The 22554-nt window shown below is 64.2% G+C and carries 20 protein-coding genes and 1 tRNA gene; 14 read left to right on the top strand and 7 right to left on the bottom strand.

The annotated features are described in order from the left end of the window. Positions 1 to 46 precede the first annotated feature (46 nt). From DQ230_RS03025 to lpxK, 4 genes are all read left to right on the top strand, one after another. Entirely contained in the window at positions 47 to 1831 is a 1785-nt protein-coding gene (locus DQ230_RS03025) for an ABC transporter ATP-binding protein (protein WP_113911023.1), read from the top strand. Between the two features lie 65 nt (positions 1832 to 1896). Beyond that, on the top strand, positions 1897 to 2139 hold the full coding sequence (locus tag DQ230_RS03020) for a DUF4170 domain-containing protein (RefSeq protein WP_113911022.1): 243 nt from the start codon (positions 1897 to 1899) through the stop codon (positions 2137 to 2139). Positions 2140 to 2148: 9 nt separating this feature from the next. Then, positions 2149 to 3399, top strand: a complete 1251-nt coding sequence (locus tag DQ230_RS03015; protein ID WP_113911021.1) for a 3-deoxy-D-manno-octulosonic acid transferase — start codon at positions 2149 to 2151, stop codon at positions 3397 to 3399. Further along, positions 3399 to 4391, top strand: coding sequence for a tetraacyldisaccharide 4'-kinase (gene lpxK / locus DQ230_RS03010; protein WP_113911020.1), 993 nt, complete (start codon positions 3399 to 3401; stop codon positions 4389 to 4391). The genes DQ230_RS03015 and lpxK overlap by 1 nt, the downstream gene beginning before the upstream one ends. A gap of 5 nt (positions 4392 to 4396) precedes the next feature. Here the strand turns inward: lpxK and DQ230_RS03005 are convergent, their stop codons facing one another. The 3 genes from DQ230_RS03005 to DQ230_RS02995 are packed head-to-tail and all read right to left on the bottom strand — an operon-like array spanning position 4397 to position 6692. Then, the gene (locus tag DQ230_RS03005; RefSeq protein WP_113911019.1) at positions 4397 to 5512 is read right to left on the bottom strand and encodes a CaiB/BaiF CoA transferase family protein; all 1116 of its coding nucleotides are present in this window, start codon (positions 5510 to 5512) and stop codon (positions 4397 to 4399) included. After that, on the bottom strand, positions 5509 to 6165 hold the full coding sequence (locus DQ230_RS03000) for a DsbA family protein (RefSeq protein ID WP_113911018.1): 657 nt from the start codon (positions 6163 to 6165) through the stop codon (positions 5509 to 5511). Before DQ230_RS03000 ends, DQ230_RS03005 begins: the two co-directional genes overlap by 4 nt. A gap of 17 nt (positions 6166 to 6182) precedes the next feature. Continuing rightward, positions 6183 to 6692 carry a DUF721 domain-containing protein gene (locus DQ230_RS02995; RefSeq protein ID WP_113911017.1) on the bottom strand — a complete coding sequence of 170 codons (510 nt, stop codon included), beginning with the start codon at positions 6690 to 6692 and terminating at the stop codon, positions 6183 to 6185. Positions 6693 to 6773: 81 nt separating this feature from the next. Between DQ230_RS02995 and mutY the strand changes: the two genes are divergently transcribed. From mutY to DQ230_RS02980, 3 genes are read left to right on the top strand one after another with little or no spacing between them, the layout of a single operon-like run. Then, positions 6774 to 7838 (top strand): A/G-specific adenine glycosylase, encoded by a 1065-nt coding sequence (gene mutY, locus DQ230_RS02990; RefSeq protein ID WP_113911016.1) that lies wholly within the window; start codon positions 6774 to 6776, stop codon positions 7836 to 7838. Between the two features lie 29 nt (positions 7839 to 7867). After that, positions 7868 to 8983, top strand: coding sequence for an alkane 1-monooxygenase (locus DQ230_RS02985; RefSeq protein ID WP_113911015.1), 1116 nt, complete (start codon positions 7868 to 7870; stop codon positions 8981 to 8983). Positions 8984 to 9039: 56 nt separating this feature from the next. Then, complete coding sequence (locus DQ230_RS02980; protein ID WP_113911014.1) at positions 9040 to 11007, top strand: oxidoreductase; 1968 nt, start codon at positions 9040 to 9042, stop codon at positions 11005 to 11007. A gap of 171 nt (positions 11008 to 11178) precedes the next feature. Here DQ230_RS02980 and DQ230_RS02975 read toward each other — a convergent pair whose 3' ends face one another. The 3 genes from DQ230_RS02975 to DQ230_RS02965 form a co-directional block, all read right to left on the bottom strand. Then, positions 11179 to 12294: a site-specific DNA-methyltransferase gene (locus tag DQ230_RS02975; RefSeq protein ID WP_203227984.1), complete on the bottom strand. Its 1116-nt coding sequence runs from the start codon at positions 12292 to 12294 to the stop codon at positions 11179 to 11181. A 103-nt stretch (positions 12295 to 12397) separates the two neighbouring features. Further along, a complete protein-coding gene (locus DQ230_RS02970) occupies positions 12398 to 13018 on the bottom strand; it encodes a ribonuclease HII (protein ID WP_113911013.1) in 621 nt (206 codons plus the stop codon). Positions 13019 to 13100: 82 nt separating this feature from the next. Beyond that, positions 13101 to 13484 carry a hypothetical protein gene (locus DQ230_RS02965; protein WP_113911012.1) on the bottom strand — a complete coding sequence of 128 codons (384 nt, stop codon included), beginning with the start codon at positions 13482 to 13484 and terminating at the stop codon, positions 13101 to 13103. Between the two features lie 151 nt (positions 13485 to 13635). On the opposite strand from DQ230_RS02965, the gene DQ230_RS02960 reads away from it, so the two are divergent. The 4 genes from DQ230_RS02960 to DQ230_RS02945 all read left to right on the top strand — a co-directional run bounded on the left by DQ230_RS02960 (position 13636) and on the right by DQ230_RS02945 (position 18149). Continuing rightward, positions 13636 to 13866 carry a hypothetical protein gene (locus DQ230_RS02960; RefSeq protein WP_238987404.1) on the top strand — a complete coding sequence of 77 codons (231 nt, stop codon included), beginning with the start codon at positions 13636 to 13638 and terminating at the stop codon, positions 13864 to 13866. Positions 13867 to 13880: 14 nt separating this feature from the next. Continuing rightward, on the top strand, positions 13881 to 14582 hold the full coding sequence (locus tag DQ230_RS02955; RefSeq protein ID WP_113911011.1) for a response regulator transcription factor: 702 nt from the start codon (positions 13881 to 13883) through the stop codon (positions 14580 to 14582). Between the two features lie 98 nt (positions 14583 to 14680). Then, positions 14681 to 15544 (top strand): universal stress protein, encoded by an 864-nt coding sequence (locus DQ230_RS02950; RefSeq protein ID WP_113911010.1) that lies wholly within the window; start codon positions 14681 to 14683, stop codon positions 15542 to 15544. A gap of 91 nt (positions 15545 to 15635) precedes the next feature. Beyond that, positions 15636 to 18149: a cation:proton antiporter gene (locus DQ230_RS02945; RefSeq protein WP_113911009.1), complete on the top strand. Its 2514-nt coding sequence runs from the start codon at positions 15636 to 15638 to the stop codon at positions 18147 to 18149. Between the two features lie 714 nt (positions 18150 to 18863). On the opposite strand, the gene DQ230_RS02935 is transcribed toward DQ230_RS02945, so the two are convergent. Then, positions 18864 to 18949: transfer RNA gene (locus tag DQ230_RS02935), tRNA-Leu, on the bottom strand. A gap of 183 nt (positions 18950 to 19132) precedes the next feature. Between DQ230_RS02935 and DQ230_RS02930 the strand changes: the two genes are divergently transcribed. The 3 genes from DQ230_RS02930 to DQ230_RS02920 all read left to right on the top strand — a co-directional run bounded on the left by DQ230_RS02930 (position 19133) and on the right by DQ230_RS02920 (position 22535). Beyond that, positions 19133 to 20116 carry a complex I NDUFA9 subunit family protein gene (locus DQ230_RS02930; protein WP_113911007.1) on the top strand — a complete coding sequence of 328 codons (984 nt, stop codon included), beginning with the start codon at positions 19133 to 19135 and terminating at the stop codon, positions 20114 to 20116. Between the two features lie 30 nt (positions 20117 to 20146). Then, the gene (locus DQ230_RS02925) at positions 20147 to 20950 is read left to right on the top strand and encodes an undecaprenyl-diphosphate phosphatase (RefSeq protein ID WP_113911006.1); all 804 of its coding nucleotides are present in this window, start codon (positions 20147 to 20149) and stop codon (positions 20948 to 20950) included. A 151-nt stretch (positions 20951 to 21101) separates the two neighbouring features. After that, entirely contained in the window at positions 21102 to 22535 is a 1434-nt protein-coding gene (locus DQ230_RS02920; RefSeq protein WP_113911005.1) for an NAD(P)-dependent oxidoreductase, read from the top strand. The last annotated feature ends 19 nt before the right edge of the window (positions 22536 to 22554 follow it).

Genomic DNA, 22554 nt, shown 5'->3' with positions numbered 1-22554 from the left:
CCGCTAAGACCGGGCCACACGTCCCAACCCAAGGCCCGGCCCGCATATGAGCAAGACCCCCAAACCCAAGCGCGAACCGCTTTATTCCGAGCGTGACCGCATAAACCTGCGCTGGCTGTGGACCCAATATCTGCGGAAAAAGGCGCCGTGGCTGATCGTTGTGCTGCTGATGATTCTGGTGCAGGGATTTGTCTATCAGCAATTCCTGTCGATGACCGAAAGCGGCCTGCGCGTCATTTTCGAAAGCGGCAGCGTCGCTGATCTGGTGACCGTCTGCATCGTCGTTTTCGTGCTGTTCGCGGTGCGCGGGCTGATGTCCTATCTGGTGCCACGCATCACGATCTGGGTCAGCAATGACGCGATCTACCAGATGCGCCGCGACCTGATCGCGCATATGATGTCGCTGGATCTGGCCTATTTCGAGCGCACGAAATCGGGCGAGATCATTCAGCGGCTGGTCGGCCAGACGCAGGCGCTGGGCGTGTTCGTCGGGCAGGCCGTGGCCAATGCGGTGCGCGACGCGGTGACGGTCATCATCGTATCGGGCTACCTGATCTGGAAAAATCCGATCCTGTTCACCACCGCCGTTGTGGTGCTGCCGTTCATCATCTGGATCATGAATTACGTCTCGGACCGGGTAAAGATCGCGCAGGGCGAGGCTGAAACCCAGATGGGCGAATATATGAACGGCATCGAAGAAACGGTAAACGGCATGCGCACCGTCAAGATCGCCAGCCAGGAAGGCGTGGAAACCGACCGCCTGATGCAGGGCACCGGCGCGATCCGCGATCTGATGAACCGGGTGCAGGTCACGCAGGCGCTGGTGATGCCGTCGATCGACCTCAGCTCGGCCTTTGTGTATGTGCTGGTCATCGGCGGCGGCGGCTACATGGTGCTGTCACCCAATTTCGACATGGACGGCGCCGGCATCATCACGTTCCTTCTGGGCATGGTCATGGTGTTCGATCCGGCCCGCCTGCTGGCGCTGTTTTTCGGCAGCCTGCCGTCCAATCTGGTGGTGCTGGAGCGTATTCGCCGCCTTTACGACGAAGTTCCCAGCATAACGGACAAGCCCGGCGCGCTGACCGAATTCGACACCGGCGGCGATATCGTGCTGGAGGATGTGCATTTTTCCTACAGCCCGGATCACCCGCTGTTCAATGGTCTGGATATGACCTTCAAGGGTGGGCAGGTGTCGGCCATCGTCGGCTCTACCGGGTCGGGCAAAACCACGATCCTGTCGCTGCTGACGCGGCTTTATGACACCAAGGGCGGGCGCATCACCATCGGCGGCCAGCCGATCGACCAGCTGAAGGTGGGCGCGCTGCGAGGCGCCTATTCGGTGGTGGCGCAGGATATCGTGATTTTCAACAATTCGATCTGGGAAAACATCCGCTACGTCAATCCGGGCGCCACCGATGCCCAGGTCTGGCAGGCCGCCGAAGACGCCGAGATCGCCGATCTGGTCCGCGCGCGCGGCAACGCCCCCGTCGGGCCGAAGGGCGCGCAACTGTCGGGCGGGCAGAAACAGCGTATTGCCATCGCCCGCGCCTTCCTGACCGATGCGCCCATCCTGCTGCTGGACGAGGCGACATCGGCGCTGGATCAGGCGACCGAGGCGCGCATCAAATCCGCGCTGGACCGGCTGACGAAGGGCAAGACAACCATCGTCGTGGCACACCGCCTGTCGTCGGTCGCCGATGCCGACCGCATTTTCGTGCTGGAGGCCGGCCAGCTGGTCGAAGAGGGCCGCCACGAGGATCTGATACGGCAAAACCGGCTGTATGCGCAGCTGTATCAGGCGCAAAAGCAAGGCTACGACAAGACGTAGTCCCGCCCTTGCCCCCGCTCACCGCAGCCCATAGTTTTGGCGCAACACCCACCAAGGAGCCCTTCATGACCCAACGCCTGCATCTTGTCTTTGGCGGCGAGCTGACGAACCCGTCCAAGAACGTCTTCAAAAACGTGGATGACCTGCACATCGTCGGCATTTTCCCGAATTACGAGACGGCCCACAGCGCCTGGAAAGCCGAGGCGCAGCGCACCGTCGACAACGCGCATATGCGCTATTTCATCGCGCATCTGCATCGCCTGCGGGACGAGGAAACACCGGCCTCCCCCACCGAAGAGCTGGGCTAAGGCCGCGTCATGGCCACGTCGCGCGGCCTTGCAGGGTATCTGGCCTGGGCCCGGCGCGGCAGCGCGGGGTCTGGGACCGGGTTTGTCCCCGCGCGCGACCGGCCCGGCGGCGCCGTGGTCTGGGGCCATGCGACCAGCCTTGAACACGCCAATGCGCTGGTGCAGCTGGTCGAGCGGCTGTCGGCCCAGCGCGGCAACACACCCGGCATGGCGGGCGGTGGGCTGCATCTGCTGCTGACCACATCGGACGGCGTGAAACTGTCCGGACATGCCCGCGCATTGACCATCGAGCAGCCGCTGATCGGCGATGCCACGGCGACCGCCGCCGCATTTCTGGCGCACTGGCAGCCCGACGTCTGCCTGTGGACCGGCGGCGATCTGCGCCCGTCCCTGCTGGCGGCGGCAGACGCGGCCGGGGTGCCGTTGATATTGGTCGATGCGGATGCGTCCCTGCTGGAGCGGTCGAACTGGCGCTGGCTGCCGGACGCGACCAGCGCGCTTCTGGCGCGGTTTCAGCGCATCATGGCCCGGTCCGAGGCGACCGCGCGCATCCTGCGGCGGCAGGGCGTGGCCGAGGGCCGGCTATCCGTCACCGGCCTGTTTCAGGAAGGCGCCATCGCCCTGCCCTATGACGAGGCGCTGCGCGATGAAATGGCCGACGCCCTGCGCGGGCGCCCCATTTGGCTGGCTGCGATGATCGCCCATAGCGAGCTGGAGACGGTGCTGGACGCGCAGCGGCAGGCCAGCCGCCTTGCGCATCGCCTGCTTTTGATCGTGGCGCCCGCTGACCTGTCGGAAACGGACGCCTTCCGCGATACGCTGCGGCACGGCAAATGGCGCCACGCCATCTGGTCACAGGGCGGCATGCCCGAGGAGGCAACGCAGGTTCTGCTGGCCGACACGCCCGGCGAAATGGGGCTGTGGTACAGGCTGGCGACCATATCACTGATGGGCAATTCGCTGATGCCCGGCATGACCGGCAGCGACCCGAACGAGCCTGCCGCGCACGGCTCGGCCATCGTGTACGGCCCGAATGTGGGCCGCTACCTGCCCAGCTACAAACGCTATGCGGGTGCCGGGGGGGCGCGCATCGTGCGCGATGCGGGCACGTTGGCCGGCGCGCTGGCGCATCTGATCGCGGCAGACCGCAGCGCCACCATGGCCCATGCGGCGTGGGAGGTGGCGACCGTCAGCGCCGAGGTGACGGACCACATTCTGCAAATCCTGCACGACACGCTCGACGATCTGGAGATGGGCTGATGCGCGCGCCCGGCTTCTGGCACCGCCCCGCCGATGCGCCCGGACTGCGCGCGCGGCTGCTGGCGCCGCTTGGCGCGCTCTATGCCCGCGCCACGGCGCGGCGGCTGGCGCGCGGCACACCGCTGCGCGCCGGGGTGCCGGTGATCTGCGTCGGCAACCTGAACGCGGGCGGCACCGGCAAGACGCCGACGGTGATCGCGCTGGTGCAACATCTGATCGCGCGGGGCCGGGCGGTGCATGTCATCAGCCGCGGCCATGGCGGGCGGCTGGAGGGGCCGTTGCAGGTGGACCCGCGGCGCCATACCGCCGCCGATGTCGGGGACGAGCCGTTGTTGATTTCGGCCTTTACCCCCGCATGGATCGCCCGCGACCGCGCCGCCGCCGCGCGCGCCGCCGTTCAGGCTGCCGCCGATGTAATCGTGATGGATGACGGATTTCAGAACCCCGGCCTGCACAAGGATCTGTCGCTGATCGTGGTCGATGCCGTGATCGGTTTCGGCAACGGTCGCTGCCTGCCCGCCGGCCCCCTGCGCGAGCCGGTGGGCGTGGGGCTGAACCGCGCTGATCTGCTGCTGTCAATCGGCGGCGCGGCAGCGCAGGCCAACTTTGACGCGGCATGGGGCGATGCGGTGCGCCTGCCGCATCTGCGCGGCGCGCTGGCGCCCTTGCAGACCGGGATGGACTGGGACGGGCTGCGTTGCCTCGCCTTTGCCGGGATCGGCCATCCCGAGAAGTTCTTTGCCACCTTGCGCAGCATGGGCGCCGATCTGGCCGGGTTCGAGGCGCTGGACGATCACCAGCCCTTTACCACCGCGCTGCTGAAGCGGCTGGAGGTCGAGGCCACGCGCCTGGGCGCGCAGCTGGTGACCACCGAAAAGGATGCGGTGCGCCTGCCCGCATCCTTCCGCCCCAAGGTATTGACGCTGCCCGTCCGGCTGGAGGTGGCAGACTGGAGCGCGCTGAATACCCGGCTGGAGGCGCTTGGCCTCTGACCGGATCAGCCCCGCTTCGGCAGTTTCGGCGATGCGGCATCCAGCGACAGCGGCGCATCCGAAAACCGGATCGGCGTGCGCACGCCCGGCACGCCGTCCGGGTCGATCCGCATGCCGCGCGCGATGACCTGCGGATCGGCATAGACCTCGTCCAGCGTGTTGATCGGCCCGGCAGGCACGCCCGCATCCTCACATGCCGCCAGCAGCGCATCCTTGGTAAAGGTCTGCGTGCGTTCGGTCAGCGCCGCGCTTAGCTGATCGCGGCGCGCGACGCGGTCCGAATTGGTCGCGTAATCCGCCGCGTGTGCCAGATCCGGCAGGCCCAGCAGACCGCACAGCCGCTGATATTGCGCATCATTGCCGACCGCGATGATGATGTAACCGTCGCTGCAATCGAACACCTGATAGGGCGCCAGGTTGGGATGGAAATTGCCGATCCGGCCCGGCGCCTCGCCGGTGGTCAGATAGTTCATCGACTGGTTCGCCGTCACCGCCACGGCCACATCCAGCAGCGCCATGTCGATCTGCTGGCCCTTGCCGGTCTGCCCGCGCTGGTGCAGCGCGGCCAGAATGGCGGTGGTCGCATAAACGCCGGTAAAGATGTCGGTGATCGCCACGCCCACGCGCTGCGGCTGCCCCTCGGGCGCGCCGGTGATCGACATCAGGCCGGACATGCCCTGAATGATATAATCATAGCCCGCACGATGCGCATAGGGGCCGTCCTGCCCGAACCCGGTGATCGAGCAATAGATCAGCCCCGGAAATTCCTGCGCCAGCGTGTCATAATCCAGCCCGTATTTGACCAGACCGCCGACCTTGAAATTCTCGATGACGATATCGGCCTCGGCAATCAGGGCGCGGACCTTTTCCTGCCCCTCGGGCGTGCGAAAATCGGCGGTGACGCCGGTCTTGCCCCGGTTGCAGCCGTGGAAATAGGCGGCCGAACGGTCGCCCTCCCGCTCGACAAAGGGCGGGCCCCATTGGCGGGTATCGTCGCCCGCCGGGCTTTCGACCTTGATCACTTCGGCGCCCAGATCGGCCAGCGTCTGGCCAGCCCAAGGGCCGGCCAGAATGCGCGCCAGTTCGACGACCTTCAGACCCGATAAAGGCGCGGCAGTCATTCTGCCAGCTTCTCTTCCAGGGTCGCTTTCAGCTCGGCATAGGGCGGGTTGCCGTATGTCTGGCCGTCGATCACGATGGTCGGGGTCGAGGTGATTCCGTCCTTTTCGGCATTCTGGCGGAACCAAGCCTCCAGCACTTCGGCCTTTTCCTGATCCTGAATGCAGGCGGTGATCTGCTCTTCGCCCAGACCCGCGACCTTGCCGATACGCACGAGGTTATCCATCACATCGGTCATGGTCTGCGCGTCCAGCCATTCCTGCTGGCGGCTATACAGCAGATCGTTCATGCCAAAGAACCGCTCCGGCCCCGCGCAGCGCGCCAGAAGCGATCCGCGCAGGCCCGCCCCGTCAAAGAAGACGTCGCGATAGACGTAGCGGATCTTGCCCGTGTCGATGAAATCGCGCTTCAGCTCCTGAAACGTGGTGGCGTGGAAGCGCGCGCAATGCGGGCAGGTCAGCGAGGCATACTCGTACACCGTCACGGGCGCATTCTCCGGCCCCATGGTCATCTCGACAATCGAGGAGGTGTCGACATCGGCGTAATCAGCGGCGGCGTTGGCCGCCCCCGTGGTCTGGCCTCCGCCAAGCTGGGACCATACAATTCCGCCAACAAGGGCCAGCGCGGCAGCGCCAAGCAGCAATCTGCGATTCATTGGGTATTCCTTTCGGGTCAGCGTTTGGATCTGGATAGAACATTTTGCGCCAAGGCTTCAAGCGCGGCGCGCAGGCCGCTGTCACCCACGGGCGCGGCGATATGGCGCGCCTCTTCGGCGGTGGCGGGATCGGGGCCGCGCGGCGTTTGTTTCGGCGGGCGGTGCTGGAAACTGGCCTGCCCGTCGGCAAAACCTGTCGGCGCGGTCTGGGTAATCGTGATGCGCGCAATCGCGTTGTAGCCATAAACAGCGTTGACGCGCGCGCGCAGCGTTTCGGTCTGCATCGCCAGCATCGGCGCCTGCGCGCCGGTGGTCAGCACTGTCAGCGTGGCCCCCATGCCGCCGCGCCCATAGCCCACCTTGACGGGCCGCGCGATGGCGGCAACGTCAGCGCCGACAATCTCGGCCCATTGCGTCAGCAGGCGCGATTCGGCAAAGCCCCGACCTTCGGACACCTTTCTGATCCGCTCTTGCAGCAGGGTGCTGGAACGGGCGAAACCCTTGGTTGTGGGGCGGCGGGGCGGCATTGGTTGATCTCCTGACGTCGGGGGCCATTTTAGGGCATGCGGCTGGCCATGCCAGCACATAGCACGAATGAGGCATAAAGAATGCGTGAGACGGCGAAGGCTGCCGATTTGCTGGCGTGGTATGACGTCCATGCGCGGGATATGCCGTGGCGTGTGCCGCCCGCGCGGCGCGGCTTGGGCGAGGCGCCGGATCCCTACCGGATCTGGCTGTCCGAGGTCATGCTGCAACAGACCACCGTTGCCGCCGTTACCGGGTATTTTCAGCGCTTTACTGCCCGCTGGCCGAGCGTGGCGGACCTTGCCGGGGCCGACGACGGCGATGTGATGGGCGAATGGGCCGGGCTGGGCTATTACGCCCGCGCCCGCAATCTGCTGAAATGCGCGCGGGCGGTGGTGACCGATCACGGCGGGAAGTTTCCACGCGATCACGCAATGCTGCTGAAACTGCCGGGCATTGGCCCCTATACCGCCGCCGCCATCGCGTCGATCGCGTTTGATGCGCCCGAAACTGTCGTCGATGGCAATGTCGAACGCGTCATGGCGCGCCTGCACGACATCCACACCCCCCTGCCCGCCGCCAAGCCCGCGCTGACCGCCGCCGCCGCCGCGCTGACGCCCGCGCAGCGCCCCGGCGATTATGCCCAGGCGGTGATGGATCTGGGCGCGACCATCTGCACCCCGCGCAACCCCGCCTGCGGCATCTGCCCGTGGCGCGATCCTTGCGCGGCGCGCGCCGCTGGCACCGCACAGGAGCTGCCGAAAAAGACACCGAAGAAACCCAAACCCATCCGCAATGGCATTGCCTATGTCGCCCAGCGCAGCGACGGCGCGATCCTGCTGGAGCGGCGCGAAGATCGCGGGCTGCTGGGCGGGATGCTGGGCTGGCCCGGCAGCGACTGGACCGAAGACGCGGCCGCACCGGCGCCCCCGCTGGAGGCTGATTGGCAAACCCTGAACGAGCAGGCGCGCCACACCTTCACCCATTTCCATCTGCGTCTTAACATCGCAGTGGCGCAGGTCGGCATGAATGCGGACCCGTCAAAGGGCGATTTTATCCCATTGGCACAGTTCCAGCCCGCGCAACTGCCGACAGTGATGCGCAAAGTCTTTGATCTGGCGCGTGGAAACCTGCAAAAGCTGGGCTAGACTGCGCCAACCTTTTCGGAGCTGCCCCCATGCCCACCGCCGCCCATATCAGGCAAGCCATCCCGTTCTGGATGTCGCTGCTATTGGTCCCGATCGCAATCATCGGCGCGTTGCACGGCGGCTGGACGGTGATCCTGCTGCCGGTCTTCACATGGTATTTCTTTTCGATCCTCGACGCGTTTCTGGGCCTGAACCTGGACAATCTGGCGCCCGAGACGGACATCACATGGTATCGCGCCATCACGCTGATCTGGGCGCCGGTGCAGTTCGTGCTGCTGTTCTGGATGATCTGGTATGTCCCCCAGGCGGCGCATCTGGGCAGTCTGGAGAAAATCGTGCTGTTTTTCGGCGTTGGCGTCATCACCGGCACCATCGGCCTCAACTACGCGCATGAATTGATGCACCAAAAGCCGCGGATCGAACGGTGGATGGCCGATATCCTGCTGGCCATGGTGCTGTATTCGCATTTCCGGTCGGAACATCTGCACGTCCATCACCGCTATGTCGGTACCCCGCGCGATACAGTGACGGCGCGCTATAACGAGGGGTTTCACCGCTTTTTTGCCCGCGTCCTGCCGGGCGAGGTGACATCGGCCTTTCGCGCCGAGGCGGCGATGCAGGCCCGGCGCGGGCGCAAATGGTCGCATCCCAGCAATCCGTTCTTTCGCTACTGGGCGCTACAGGCCGTCATGCTGGCGCTCGCGCTGGCCTTGGGCGGCTGGACAGGGCTTGCGCTGTTTTTGTGGCAGGCGCTGGTCGCGATCTGGCAGCTGGAGCTGGCGAATTACGTCGAACATTACGGGTTGACGCGCGAGCATCTGGGCGATGGCAGGTACGAGCACGTCAAACCGCGCCACAGCTGGAACGCGGCGCACAAGGCCACAAACTGGCTGCTGATCAATCTGCAACGCCACTCGGACCACCATTACAAACCCGACCGCCGGTTTCCCCTGCTGCAAAACTACACCGAGGATGAGGCGCCGCAGCTGCCCTACGGCTATCCGATCATGACCATGGCGGCGATGGTCCCGCCCCTCTGGCGCCGCGTGATGAACCCGCGCGTGCGCGCCTGGCGCAAGGCAAACTACCCGCAAACGACCGATTGGAAACCCTATAACAAAGGGTCCAATCCGCACCCCGCTTGAAGGTGCAGCGCCGCGGCGCTAGCGTATTGGCAAATCCCCGCCCCGGAGGCCGCCCAATGCCCGACACATCGCAGCTGTTCCCGCATCTGTTCACTCCGCTGAAAATCGGCGGCGTCGAGGTTGCAAACCGCATCCTGTCCACAGGTCACGACACGTCGATGGCCCATAACGGCCAGGTCACCGACGCGATGATCGCCTATCACGAGTCGCGGGCGCGCGGCGGCGCCGGCCTGATCGTATCGCAAGTTGTCGGCGTGCATGAAACGGCGCGTTACACCTCGCACGTGCTGATGGGCACGAATGACGACTGCCTGCCCGGTTTCTCGCGTCTGGCCCAGACATTGCACGCGCACGGCACCCGCATCTTTGCCCAGCTGTTCCATCCGGGCCGCGAGATCATGGAGGTGGCGGACGGCACCGCGCCGGTCGCCTATTCCGCCTCGGCCACGCCGTCGGACCGGTTCCACGTCATCCCGCGCGCCATGTCCCGGCGCATGATCCGCGAGGTGGTGGACGGATATGCCGCCGCCGCCCGGCGCATGCAAACGGCCGGCCTCGACGGGGTCGAAATCGTCGCCAGCCACGGCTACCTGCCGGCGCAGTTCCTCAGCCCGCAGGTCAACCGGCGCGACGATGACTATGGCGGCAGCGCGGAAAACCGCATGCGCTTTGTCCGCGAAGTCATCGACGCGGTGCGCACGGCCACCGGAGACGGCTTTGCCATCGGCCTGCGCATCTCGGGCGACGAACATACCCATGACGGGATGGAGGATGCCGATAGCCTTGACGTGATCCGCGCGCTGGCGCCCGGCCTCGATTATGTCAGCGTGATCGCCGGCACATCGGCCAGCCTGAGCGGCGCGATCCATATCGTACCGCCGATGTTCGAGGAGACAGGCTATCTCGCCCCCTTCGCGCATGCGGTCAAACAGGCGGTGGACATCCCGGTGATGGTGGCGGGCCGCATCAACCAGCCGCAGGAGGCCGAAGGTATCATTGCCACCGGACAGGCGGATATGTGCGGCATGACCCGCGCGCTGATCTGCGACCCGGCCATGCCCGCCAAGGCCAGGGCAGACAGCCCCGATGATATCCGCGCCTGTATCGGCTGCAATCAGGCCTGCATCGGCCACTTCCACAAGGGCGTGCCGATTTCCTGCATCCAGTTCCCCGAAACGGGACGCGAGCTGATCTATGGCACGCGCCGCCAGACCGGCGCGCCCAGAACCGTCATGGTGATCGGCGGCGGCCCGGCCGGCATGAAGGCCGCAGCCACCGCCGCCGCACTGGGCCATGACGTGACGCTGCACGAGGCCGCCGCCCAACCGGGCGGTCAGGCGCTGCTGGCGCAGATGCTGCCGGGACGCGCCGAATTTGGCGGCATCGTCACCAACCTCAGCCGCGAAATGCAGCAGGCAGGTGTCACCGTACATCTAAATAGCAGCGTTACAGCAGACATGGTGGCCCAGGCCGCCCCCGATGCCGTTATCGTCGCCACCGGCGGCACGGCGCGAATACCGCAAGGGATGGAGTTCAGCGACGACGCGCATATCGTCACCGCCTGGGATGTGTTGCGCAGCCACGCAAATGTGGGCGGCTCCGTCACCATCGCCGATTGGCGCGCCGACTGGGTCGGCCTTGGCGTGGCCGAGCTGCTGGCCAGCGCGGGACGCCGGGTGCGATTATGCGTGAACGGCACCCATGCCGGCGAAATGCTGCAAAGCTACGTGCGTGATACGATGGTGGGCCGTGTGCAAAAGCTGGGCGTTGAAATCATCCCCTACGCCCAGCTCTATGGCGCGGACGACGACACGGCCTATTTCATCAACGCCGCCAATGGTGAGGCCATGATGATCGAGGACACGGAAACGCTGGTACTGGCACAAGGCACCGATGTGGCTGACGCTCTGCTGGCCGCGCTGGAGGACTACGATGGCCGCGTTATCGGTATTGGCGACTGCATGGCTCCCAGAACCGCCGAAGAGGCTGTGCTGGACGGGCTGAAAGCGGCGTGGGCGCTGTAACAGCCGCTGGCGGATTTGAGTATTTTTGCCAAGATGAACCAGGGGCACCTGTCATTCATCTTGGATAAAATACTCAAAAAGACGCCCTACCGACACGCGGCAGGGCGCAGTTAGTGGTGCCTTGCGTCAGACCACAGGCACCGGCGGTATTCTTGCGAAACTTGAAAAATTCTAGTTCGGGCGCTCTGCCATTTCGGCGCGGATCTGCTGGCGCAGAAGGTCGATCGGCACGCGCTTGCCGTCCTTCTTGAAGTGCCAGTAGGTCCAGCCATTGCAGCTGGGCGCGCCTTCCAGATGGGCGCCGACCTGATGGATCGACCCCTTGATGTCGTCGCCGATCAGCGTGCCGTCGGCGCGCACCTTGGCCTTGTGGCGCTGGTTCATCGAATAAAGTTCTTCGCCGGGGCGCAACATGCCGCGTTCGACCAGCTGGCCGAAGGGCACGCGCGGTTCGGCCCGTTTGGAGGTGCTGACCTGCAATGCCTCGCGGTCGAATTTGCGGATGCCTTTCAGGCGCTTTTCGGCGACGGTGCGATACGCCTCTTCGCGCTCGATCCCGATATAGTCGCGGCCCAGCATCTTGGCCACGGCGCCGGTGGTGCCGGTGCCAAAGAACGGGTCCAGTACGACATCGCCGGGATTGGTGCTGCCGACGATGATGCGATGCAGCAGGCTTTGCGGTTTTTGCGTCGGGTGGGCCTTGTCGCCGGCCTCATCCTTCAGCCGCTCATGCCCGGTGCAGATCGGCAGCACCCAGTCGCTGCGCATCTGGACGCCGTCATTGAGCGCCTTCAGCGCCTCGTAGTTGAACGTGTATTTTCCGCCTTCCTGCTTGGACGCCCATATCATCGTCTCATGCGCGTTGGTCAGGCGTTTGCCGCGGAAATTGGGCATCGGGTTGGACTTGCGCCACACCACATCGTTCAGGATCCAGTAGCCGGCATCCTGCAATGCCGCGCCGACGCGAAAGATGTTGTGATACGATCCGATGACCCAGATGGCGCCATTCGGTTTCAGCAGGCGGCGCGCGGCGGCCAGCCATTCGCGGGTGAATTTGTCATAAACGGCAAAGCTGTCGAACTGGTCCCAGGCATCATCGACCGCATCCACCTGGCTGTTGTCGGGCCGGTGCAGATCGCCCTTGAGTTGCAGATTATAGGGCGGATCGGCGAAAATCAGATCGACCGAATTTTCGGGAAGCGCGTTCATCACCTCGATGCAATCGCCGCCTATGATGGTGTTAAGAGGAAGCGTCGCCGCCGCCTTGATGCTGGTCATCTTTGTCATGTCTTGCCTCTGTCCCGGCGCGTTTTTGCGCTCTGTCTGCTTGTGGACAAAGATGAGTCATTGCTGATTCGCAGTCAATTTCTTTATTAAATCAGAGGGTTAACTATTTAACTTGATACAACATCTTGTGGATAGGTTTGAACGAACGCCTATGGTGTGGGGTTATCCCCAGATTTTGCAGCGCCTCTTTGTGGCTTTTGGACGGGTATCCTGCATTCGTCTCCCAGCCATATCCGGGATAGTGTTGCGCTAAATCCCGCATGACATAATCTCGACATATTTTGGCCATGATTGAGGCCGCAGAAATCGACACGGACAGGGCATCACCCTTGATGATTGTGCGCGCCGGGATCGTCAGGCCGCGGGGGATCATGTTGCCGTCGATCAGGGCCATGTCCGGGCGGCGCGGCAGGCCGTCCAGCGCGCGCATCATCGCCAGATGCGACGCGCGCAGGATGTTGATCTGGTCGATCTCCTCGACGCTGGCATGGGCGATGCTGACCTCGGCGCTGGCGACGATTGCGTCATAAAGCGCAAGGCGGCGGCGTTCCGTCAGTTTCTTGGAATCGTTCAACCCCTCGGGGATGCGGCTGGGGTCCAGCACCACGGCGGCGGCTGTGACAGGCCCGGCCAGCGGGCCGCGCCCGACCTCGTCCACGCCGGCAATGATGCGCGCGCCCTGCGCCATCGCCGCGGTTTCGTATGAATAATCGGGGCCGGTCATGGCATCCGCTCAGACCACAGGTGGCCGCCAAAGAAAAGGGCCCCGCGCGGGGCCGATTTCCAAGCCCGAGGCGCGCGCGGCTTTAGTCGGCGCGGCGGTAGGGCCGCGCGCTATAGCCATATTGCGGGCGCTGGTCGCGGCGGTGCATGCGGCGGTGCGCGCGCCGGTCCTGCACCTTGCGACGGTGATCGTCATAGCCCTGCTGATAGCTGCGCGAGCGGTGTTGTTTCTGCGCGCGGTGCGAACGGTGCTGCGTGCCGTATTGGGGGCGCGGATGCTGCCGGGCTGCGGCGCGGCGCCTGTCCTTTTTCTTGGCGTCATGGATCGCGGCGCCGATAACCGCAACGCCAACCAGCGCGCCCAGCGCCAGCGCCAGATCGCGGTCGGAGGCGCGCGCCGGGGCCGCCGTCAGGCCAGTGATAGCGACCGATGCCGCAAGGATGAGGGTGATGAATTTGCCAGCCATTGTGTGAGCCTTTCTTGTTTTCTTGAAATGTACGCTCATGCTGGCCGGGGCTGCGCCGCGCGCACAATAACGCGGGCGTGTTATCGGATAGCAGGACGCGCCCGCGGCATTGGATATTGAATAGCGGCGCGGCGCAGGTCATGTTCGGCGCATGATGAAAACGATCGCCCCCCTGATATTTGCCGCGCTGGTGGCGACCCCCGCCAGCGCCGCCTGCCTGGCCGAATACAAGGCCAAGCGCGACGATCCGCTGCGCCTGTTTTACGGCACGATTGAAATCAGCGGCGCCTGCACCGTTGCCGGGGCCACGGCGCAGCTTGGCCCGCAACTGGCAGCGCAGGGGCTGACCCTGCTCAAGGTGCTGTCGGTGACGCAGGAGTGACGGGACCGGGCCCAATGGACCCTACGGTGACGGCGGCGGGGGCGCGCCGGTCGGGCAGCCGCGTGGTGGCGCTGGGCATTGCCGCGATTGTGGCAATTCTGACCCTGGCGGCGGTGTGGCTGTTCCTGTCGCTGCCCGATGCGGGCGCGTTCAACGCGCGGGTAGAGCGGATATTTGTTGAAAATGACGCGCTGACCAGCGACGCCGAAATCAAGCTGCTGGAGATATTGGCCCTGTCCGGCACCGCCTTCAGCGAAACGCTGGTCAGTTACCGGATGGTCATTTTCGTCCTGCTGGTGTTCAGCGCCGCGCTGCTGGCCTCTGCATTGGTGTTTTTGCTGATGCTGGTCGCGCTGAACCGCCGCATGGCCCAGATCGAGCGGTCGGGGATCGAGGTGAATTCGCTGCTGATCAGCCGCGCGGAGAAGTCCGTCTACCTCAACAACATGGGCTTCAAGCTGACCGATGCCGCGATGGAGACACTGTCGATTCTGGCCGAGGCGCGGATGGACGGCGATATCCTGACCGGCGCGCAGATCGAGGGGATGATATCGGGCCGCGATTCCAGCGACTGCGACGAGGCGGCAGGCGCCACGCGGATCAAGCGCCTGCGCGATACGCTGGGCAACCAGATGGTCAGCCAGCTTCTGGTGCGCAACATCGCGCGGCAGGGTTATGTGCTGGCGATAGACAAGGAAGTCATTCGCGTCATCTGATCTGCGCGCTGCCGCGTATCGGCCCACCGCTGCGCAGTCTATCAAATGGGCGCCGCGCGCGTTAGGCTTGCCGGGTGCAGGTGCTGAAGGGGGCCGGGATGGATACGATACTTGTTGCGACAGATTTCTCGGCGCGGTCCGATCTGGCCATTCGCCGTGCCGCGCTGATGGCCAGGGCGGCGGGCGCCGGGCTGCACCTGACGCATGTGGTCGATGACGACCAGAAAGCGCGTATCATCGAAAGCGAAACCACCGTTTCCAAGCAGCTTTTGCAGGAGGAGGCGGCAGAGCTGAACCATCAGGACGGGCTGAATTGCACCAGCAGCGTCGTGCTGGGCGATCCGTTCGAGGGGATCGGCAATGCCGCTGACCAGATCGCGCCGGACCTTGTGGTGATCGGCGCGCATCGCCGCCGCCTGCTGCGCAACGTGTTTGTCGGCACCACGGCGCAGCGTACGATCCGCCGCGCGCAATGGCCGGTGCTGATGGTCAACGCGCCGCCGCAGCGGACCTATGACAACGTGCTGATCGCCACCGACCTGTCCGAGACATCGCGCAGGGCCGTGGCGCATTTTTCATCGCTGGATCTGGTGACGCCCGAGCAGTGCACATTGCTGCATGTGTTCGATGCGCCCGCCAAACGCCTGTTGATGAGCGGCATGTTGCAGGAGGAGGAAAAGGACCAGTATCTGGTCGAATTGCAGATCGAGGCAGACAGCGCCCTGCGCGACTTTGCCGATGCCTCGGCCTTGCGCGATGCGATGCGGATGACGCGCCACTACAACACCGCCACATCCGCCGCGATTCAGACAGCGGCGACAGAGATTGAGGCCGATCTGATTGTCGTGGCCAGCCAGGGCCGTGTGGGCCTGAGCAAAACCTTCCTCGGCAGCGTGGCCGAAGAGGTGCTGCGCCGCGCCGAAACCGATGTTCTGGCGATCCCGCCCACCCTGCTGGCCTGAAGGAATCGCGGGCCGTCATACCCTGCCATTTTCGCCCGAAAGACGCGGCAACAGGACTATCCTGACCGGATTATTCTGCTAGGTCTGTGTCATGGACATCATTCTGATAACGACCATTATCGCGTCACTTTTCCTGCTGATCGGCGCGGCGGAACCGCTCGCGCATTACTTGCGGCTGCCCTATGCGGTGATCATCGCGTGCCTGGGCATTTTCGTCGGGCTTGCGGCGACGTTTTTCCTGCGCACGGATCTGACCGATGCGCTGAATCCGGTTGCATTCGCCATTCTGGCGCTGCCGATCAAATCGAACGTGTTCCTGTATGTGTTCCTTCCGACGCTGGTGTTTCAGGTCACGCTGGGGCTGAACCTGCGGCGCATGGCCGATGACTGGGTGCCTATTCTGGTGCTGGCGGTCGTCGCCGTGTTCGTGGCCACATTCGTTGTCGGCTACTCGCTGGCGTGGGTCAGCACGTTGTCGCTGTCGGCGGCGCTGCTGGTGGGGGCGATCGTGTCCACCACCGATCCGTCGGCGGTTGTCAGCATCTTCCGCTCCATCTCCGCGCCGCGGCGGCTGGCCCGGATCATCGAGGGCGAAAGCCTGCTGAATGACGCCGCCGCCATCGCGCTGGCGGGCCTGTTCATGGAGTTTGCCATGGCCGGCGTGCCGGACCCGTCGGTGCAAAGCGCGCTATCACGGTTTCCCGTGCTGTTGGCCGGCGGCGTTGCCGTCGGCTGGATCGCGGCGCAGATCGCCATCCGCATCATGGGGCTGTTCGCCCGCTTTGATCTGGCGGTGGTGTCGGTATCCATCGCCCTGCCCTATCTGGCCTATATCGTCGCCGAGCAGATGGTCGGCGCATCCGGCGTCATCGCCGTCGTGGTGGCGGCAATGACATTGCAGCTGGCCGGGCCGGGGCGCCTGCCCCCCGCCACATGGCTGAACCTGCGCGAGGTGTGGGACCTCTTGGCCCATTGGGCCGGCGCGCTGATCTTTATTCTGGCCGCGCTGCTGATTCCCCGCATGCTGGAGACGATCCAGCTGAAGGATCTGGCCCTGATCATGGTCGTGGTGGTGGCGGCAATCGTGGCGCGGGCGCTGATCTTATATGGCCTGCTCCCGCTGCTGACGCTGATGCGCCTGTCCCCGGTGGTCGAACGACCCTACCGCGTGGCAATCATGTGGGGCGGCCTGCGCGGCGCCGTCACATTGTCTCTGGCCCTTGCCGTCACCGAAAGCGCCGCCGTCCCGATCGAGGTCAAGCGGCAGGTCGCCATTCTGGCAACCGGATTCACCCTGTTCACGCTGCTGGTGCAGGGCACCACGTTGCGTACCGTCATCGGCTGGCTGGGCCTGGACAAGCTGTCGCCGCTGGACAATGCGCTGTATAATCAGGTGATCGCCGTCGCCTTGCAGACCGTGCGCGCGGATCTGGCCGTGGTCACCGACAATTACGAGCTGAACAAGGACACCGTGCGCGCCGAGGCCAAGAGGTTTGGCGAGCGGCTGGATGTCGCGGTGAAATCCGCCGATGAAAGCCTGAACGTGCTGGACCGCGACCGGATCACGCTGGGCCTGATCGCGCTGGCCAGCGCCGAACGTGACGGCATCCTTGCCCGGTTCCGCGACAGAACGATTTCCTCGGCCCTGTCCGAACAGCTGCTGGCAGATGCCGATGCGCTGATCGAGGGGTCACGCTTTGGCGGGCGCAGCGGATACAAAAGGGCCGCCGCGCGCAGCCTGGGGTTCAGCCGGTGGCTGAGATCCGCGATTTTCATGCACAACCGGCTGCGATTTTCGATGCCGCTGGCGCGCATCACCGCCACGCGGTTTGGCCTGCTTCTGGCACAGCGGTTGATCCTGCGCGATCTGCACAGCTTCATCGACGGGCGCATCCGGCGAATCCACGGCCGCCGCGTGGCCGAATTGCTGCATGAAATGCTGGACCGCCGGATCGAAACGGTGGAGCAGGCGCTGGAGGGGCTGCGCCTGCAATATCCCGGCTATGCCGAGGAGATGGAGCGCCGGTTCATCCGCCGCACCGCCCTGCGGCTGGAGGAACGCGAATACGACGCGTTGCTGGAGGACGGGCTGATCGGCGAGGAGGTTCACAGCGCCCTGACCGGCGACATCGGCCAGCGCCGCGACCGGGCCGAGGCGGCGCCGCTGCTGGACCTGACCCTGCAAAAGGCCGAGCTGGTCCGGCAATTTCCGCTGTTTGCGGATTTGGACAAGGCGGTGCTGAACCGGCTGGCGCGGTCGCTGGTCACGCGCTATGTCAACGCGGGCGAGCGTATCCTGCGCCGCGATTCCGTCCCGCGCAGCGTATTTTTCGTGGCATCCGGCGCGGTCGAGCTGGAAACAGCCGGCCAATCCTGGCGGCTGGGCCGCGGCGACATGTTCGGCCAGATGAGCCTGCTCATGCGCCGCCCGCAACGCACCGAAGTGCGCGCCATCGCACCCACAACCCTTCTGGTCCTGGACGAGGCACGCTTCCTGCGCCTGCTGCGGCGCAGCAAGGCACTGCAATCAGCCGTCCAGCAAAGCGCAATCCGGCGCGGTATCCCACTGGAGAAGCTGTCAGCCGACCTGGGCAAACTGACATGAGCCCGTGCGGCTGCCCTGCCGACCCGAGCACCACCAGGAAACGGGCCGCCTGAAACCACCGTCAGCAATTTCGCTGCCGGTTGGTTCAACCGCGAACACAGCCCGATTGCGGCGCAGGATCGGCGATGGGGTGATAATCCCGATTCCCAAGGCACTCGGTTCCACCTGGCGCCCGAAATAGGCGTGCAAGTCCTCTATCTTGATGCGCCGGGAAATACCGCTGCCCCGATAAATCAAGGCTATCTCGGACTTGAACCATTCCGTTGCGCCTCACAATCCCCCACAACACGCAAATGGTAAGGGGATTTGAAAGGTCTCACTGCGCCCCTTGCCCCTCAAGGCCCATACAGTCTCACACAGCACCACAGAATGCTGGGAAGCGGGCACCGCACCGCGTTCAAACCTAATCGTCACAATCGATTGGGACCGCATCACAAGCTGCGCCGGCAACTGGGCGTCCTGTGCTCGACGGTCGAACCAGTACTCATCCAGCAGCTCGGCGTGCTCCGGCTCGGGGGCCTTCTCCGATTTTGCATGCGCCGAATATCCGATCCGTGGCAGAGAATAGCGGGGACGCAACTCCGATGATATGCGACAGCCGAAGTCACACGCATCATCCTTGTCAAAGGTGAAGGTGGTTTGGTCTGCGACACGGCCGACAGCCCCCATGACGAGATGAAAGCCGGAACGGCACCAATGTGTTAGCTGAGGATATGGTGCCCAGGAGAGGACTCGAACCTCCACACCGTTGCCAGTACTAGCACCTGAAGCTAGCGCGTCTACCATTCCGCCACCTGGGCAGGTCACGTAAGGGCCGTTTAGGGGTAGGCGCGCGGGGTGTCAATGGCCTTTTTCACGACTTCGCATTCGGCAAGTTACGCCGCCCATCGCGCCACATATGGCATAGCGCCTTGCCCGCCGGGCCGTGCGGGAGTAGGAGTAGTGTCGTAAAGCAGAAACGGGCGCCACCGGAGGTTATCCACATGTCGAAACTGGTCACAATCTTTGGTGGGTCGGGCTTTGTCGGTCGCTACATCGCGGACCGGATGGCGCAGGCCGGGTGGCGGGTGCGCATTGCGGTGCGCCGTCCCGAGCAGGCCGGTTTCGTGCGCACCTACGGTGTCGTCGGTCAGGTCGAGCCTGTGATGTGCAATATCCGCAACGACGACAGCGTGCGCAGCGTGACCCGTGCGGCCGATGCCGTGATCAACTGTGTCGGCACGTTTGACCGCAAGGGCAAGAACAACTTTGGCGCCGTGCAGGACGAAGGCGCAACGCGCATCGCCCGCATCGCCGCCGAAGAGGGCGTGCAGCACATGGTGCATCTGTCGGCCATCGGCGCGGATGCAGACGGCGACAGCCTTTACGCCCGCAGCAAGGGCCGGGGCGAGGACGGCGTGCTGGAGCATTTCCCGAATGCCGTCATCCTGCGCCCATCGGTCATCTTTGGCCCCGAGGATCAGTTTTTCAATCGCTTTGCCAATATGACAAAATTCGGCCCTCTCCTGCCCGTGGTCGGCGCTGACACGCTGTTCCAGCCGGTCTATGTCGATGACGTGGCGCAGGCCGCCGCGATGGGGGCGCTGGGAACAGCCGCACCCGGCATTTACGAACTGGGCGGGCCGGACAGGTGCAGCTTCCGCGATCTGATGCAGCTGATGCTGGACACCATTCGCAAGCGGCGCGGCATCGTCAACATTCCGTTTTTTGCCGCAACCGGCATGGCCGCGGGAATGGAGCTGGTTCAGACCCTGTCGCTGGGCCTGATCAAGGCGCAGATCACGCGCGATCAGGTCACATCGCTGAAATCGGACAACGTCGTGCAGGACGGCGCGCAGGGATTCGAGGCACTGGAGATCGTTCCCGATTCCATGGCGGCCGTGCTGCCCGAATATCTGTGGCGCTTCCGCTCCTCGGGGCAGTATGCGGCGATCAAGGAATCAGCAGGCAACCTGCGCGAGGGCTGATGCCCGGCGCCAAGCAAATCGGATCCCCTCATGTCTGATACGACGCTCGTCGCGGCGGCCCTTGGGCTGATCGAGGGGGTGACCGAATTCATTCCTGTATCCTCCACCGGCCATTTGCTGCTGGTTGGGCATTTTCTGGGCTTTCAAAGCGCCGGCCGCAGTTTCGAGGTGGTGATTCAGCTGGGCGCCGTGCTGGCGATCCTGTCGGTTTATTTCACCCGGCTTGCACAGGTTATGATCGAGGCGCCGCGCAGCGCGGCGGCGCGGCGGTTTCTGGCGTCGGTGCTGATCGCATTTCTGCCTGCGCTGGTAGTTGGCATGCTGGCGCACGGGTTTATCAAGCATGTGCTGTTTGAAACGCCGATGCTGGTTGCGGTAATGCTCGTGCTGGGCGGGATCGTGCTGATTTTCGTCGACCGCTTCGCGCCCGAGCCGCGCTATGACGATGCCGCCGCCCTGCCCATCTGGGTGGCGCTGCGCATCGGCCTGTTCCAATGCCTTGCCATGATCCCCGGCACCAGCAGATCTGGCGCGACCATCGTGGGCGCGCTGATGATGGGAGTGGGCAAGCGCGCGGCGGCGGAGTTTTCGTTTTTCCTGTCGATTCCCACGATGGCCGGGGCGGTGGCCTATGACCTGTTTCAGAATCGCGACGTTCTGGACCTGAGCGCCATGGGCGATATCGCCGTCGGGTTTGCGATGGCCTTTGTCAGCGGGCTGTTTGTGGTGAAATGGTTGCTGAGCTTTGTCAGCCGCAACGGGTACGGCCTGTTTGGCTGGTGGCGTATCCTGATTGGGTCGGTCGCCATGGTTTTGTTGATGGTCGGTTTGTGAATATAGGTAAGCTGTGCTGCCTATTATAGAGCATCGCGTGGGATAAATTTGGCCTGACGCCTAAATAAACGATATATACGGCAGCAATGCTGTCTTTTCACAGGCCGCGCATCCGTTTATCCATACCCAGTTGAACAAGAACAGGTGTGTGATGGCCGATAATCCGATGCTGAAATTCGTAGATATTTCCCGAGATATGCCGCAAAAGCGCGCACCGGACCTGCGCAACCGCGACTTTGATGAAATCTACGACGAGTACGCAGACGACAAGGCGCGCGAACAATCCAGCAGGTGCAGCCAATGCGGCGTCCCCTATTGCCAGAGCCATTGCCCCCTGCACAACAATATCCCCGACTGGCTGCGCCTGACCGCCGAAGGGCGCCTGCGCGAGGCGTATGACCTGAGCCAGTCCACCAACACATTTCCCGAAATCTGCGGCCGGATCTGCCCTCAGGACCGTTTGTGCGAGGGAAACTGCGTGATCGAATCGTCCGGCCACGGCACTGTCACTATAGGTGCGGTCGAAAAATACATCACCGATACCGCATGGGACAACGGGTGGGTGACGCCCGCCGCCCCCGCAAAGGAGCGGACGGAGAGCGTTGCGATCATCGGCGCCGGTCCCGGCGGGCTGGCGGCGGCGGATATGCTGCGCCGGGCCGGAATTCAGGTCACGGTCTATGACCGATATGATCGCGGCGGCGGATTGCTGACCTATGGCATTCCCGGTTTCAAACTGGAAAAGGATGTGGTGATGCGCCGCATCGCACAGCTTGAGGCAGGAGGGGTGACCTTTCGCCTGAACTGCACCATCGGGCAGGACGTCAGCTTTGCCGATCTACGGCGCGACCATGACGCCGTGATCATCGCCACCGGGGTTTACAAATCGCGCGATCTGGCTGGGCCGGGTGCGGGCGCCAAGGGAATCGTGCGCGCCATTGATTATCTGACGGCCAGCAATCGGCGGTCATTCGGCGATGCGGTGCCGGAGTTCGACAGCGGCGCGCTGAATGCAGCGGGCAAGCGCGTCGTGGTGATCGGCGGCGGTGATACCGCGATGGACTGCGTGCGCACGGCCATCCGCCAGGGCGCCGACTCTGTCAAATGCCTGTATCGCCGCGACCGCGCGAACATGCCCGGCAGCCTGCGCGAGGTCGGCAACGCCGAGGAAGAGGGCGTGGTGTTCAACTGGCTGTCCCTGCCCAAGGGGTTCAGCGGCGAATCTGTCACCTCGGTATCCGTGCAGCAAATGCGGCTGGGCGCGCCGGACGTCACCGGTCGCCGGGCGCCCGAGGAAATAGAGGGCGCCGTGCAGGACGAGCCCGCCGATCTGGTGATCAAGGCGCTGGGATTTGAAGCCGAGGATTTGCCCACACTCTGGGACCAGCCGGAACTCGAGGTCACGCGATGGGGCACGATCAAGGCCGAATTCACCACAGGCCGCACATCCCTGCCCGGCGTTTATGCGGTGGGTGATATCGTACGCGGCGCGTCACTGGTTGTCTGGGCAATACGCGACGGGCGCGACTGCGCCGGGGCGATTCTGGCCGATCTGGCCGCAGCTCACGCGGTGGCCGCGGAATGAGTATTTTTGCCAAGATGAA

It is taken from the genome of Roseovarius dicentrarchi (assembly GCF_003316635.1).
GTDB classification, from domain to species: Bacteria; Pseudomonadota; Alphaproteobacteria; order Rhodobacterales; family Rhodobacteraceae; genus Roseovarius; species Roseovarius dicentrarchi.
The sequence above is the reverse complement of the archived record's forward strand: the minus strand, read 5'-3'. Positions and strand labels throughout refer to the sequence as shown.

Coding starts and splice junctions, on each gene's coding strand:
- DQ230_RS02920 (WP_113911005.1), top strand. CDS start 21,102: ATGGCCGATAATCCGATGCTGAAATTCGTAGATATTTCCCGAGATATG.
- DQ230_RS02965 (WP_113911012.1), bottom strand. CDS start 13,484: ATGGCTGGCAAATTCATCACCCTCATCCTTGCGGCATCGGTCGCTATC.
- DQ230_RS03025 (WP_113911023.1), top strand. CDS start 47: ATGAGCAAGACCCCCAAACCCAAGCGCGAACCGCTTTATTCCGAGCGT.
- DQ230_RS03015 (WP_113911021.1), top strand. CDS start 2,149: ATGGCCACGTCGCGCGGCCTTGCAGGGTATCTGGCCTGGGCCCGGCGC.
- DQ230_RS02960 (WP_238987404.1), top strand. CDS start 13,636: ATGATGAAAACGATCGCCCCCCTGATATTTGCCGCGCTGGTGGCGACC.
- DQ230_RS02980 (WP_113911014.1), top strand. CDS start 9,040: ATGCCCGACACATCGCAGCTGTTCCCGCATCTGTTCACTCCGCTGAAA.
- DQ230_RS02955 (WP_113911011.1), top strand. CDS start 13,881: ATGGACCCTACGGTGACGGCGGCGGGGGCGCGCCGGTCGGGCAGCCGC.
- DQ230_RS02975 (WP_203227984.1), bottom strand. CDS start 12,294: ATGACAAAGATGACCAGCATCAAGGCGGCGGCGACGCTTCCTCTTAAC.
- DQ230_RS03000 (WP_113911018.1), bottom strand. CDS start 6,165: ATGAATCGCAGATTGCTGCTTGGCGCTGCCGCGCTGGCCCTTGTTGGC.
- DQ230_RS02985 (WP_113911015.1), top strand. CDS start 7,868: ATGCCCACCGCCGCCCATATCAGGCAAGCCATCCCGTTCTGGATGTCG.
- DQ230_RS02970 (WP_113911013.1), bottom strand. CDS start 13,018: ATGACCGGCCCCGATTATTCATACGAAACCGCGGCGATGGCGCAGGGC.
- DQ230_RS02945 (WP_113911009.1), top strand. CDS start 15,636: ATGGACATCATTCTGATAACGACCATTATCGCGTCACTTTTCCTGCTG.
- lpxK (WP_113911020.1), top strand. CDS start 3,399: ATGCGCGCGCCCGGCTTCTGGCACCGCCCCGCCGATGCGCCCGGACTG.
- DQ230_RS03005 (WP_113911019.1), bottom strand. CDS start 5,512: ATGACTGCCGCGCCTTTATCGGGTCTGAAGGTCGTCGAACTGGCGCGC.
- DQ230_RS02950 (WP_113911010.1), top strand. CDS start 14,681: ATGGATACGATACTTGTTGCGACAGATTTCTCGGCGCGGTCCGATCTG.
- DQ230_RS03020 (WP_113911022.1), top strand. CDS start 1,897: ATGACCCAACGCCTGCATCTTGTCTTTGGCGGCGAGCTGACGAACCCG.
- DQ230_RS02925 (WP_113911006.1), top strand. CDS start 20,147: ATGTCTGATACGACGCTCGTCGCGGCGGCCCTTGGGCTGATCGAGGGG.
- DQ230_RS02930 (WP_113911007.1), top strand. CDS start 19,133: ATGTCGAAACTGGTCACAATCTTTGGTGGGTCGGGCTTTGTCGGTCGC.
- mutY (WP_113911016.1), top strand. CDS start 6,774: ATGCGTGAGACGGCGAAGGCTGCCGATTTGCTGGCGTGGTATGACGTC.
- DQ230_RS02995 (WP_113911017.1), bottom strand. CDS start 6,692: ATGCCGCCCCGCCGCCCCACAACCAAGGGTTTCGCCCGTTCCAGCACC.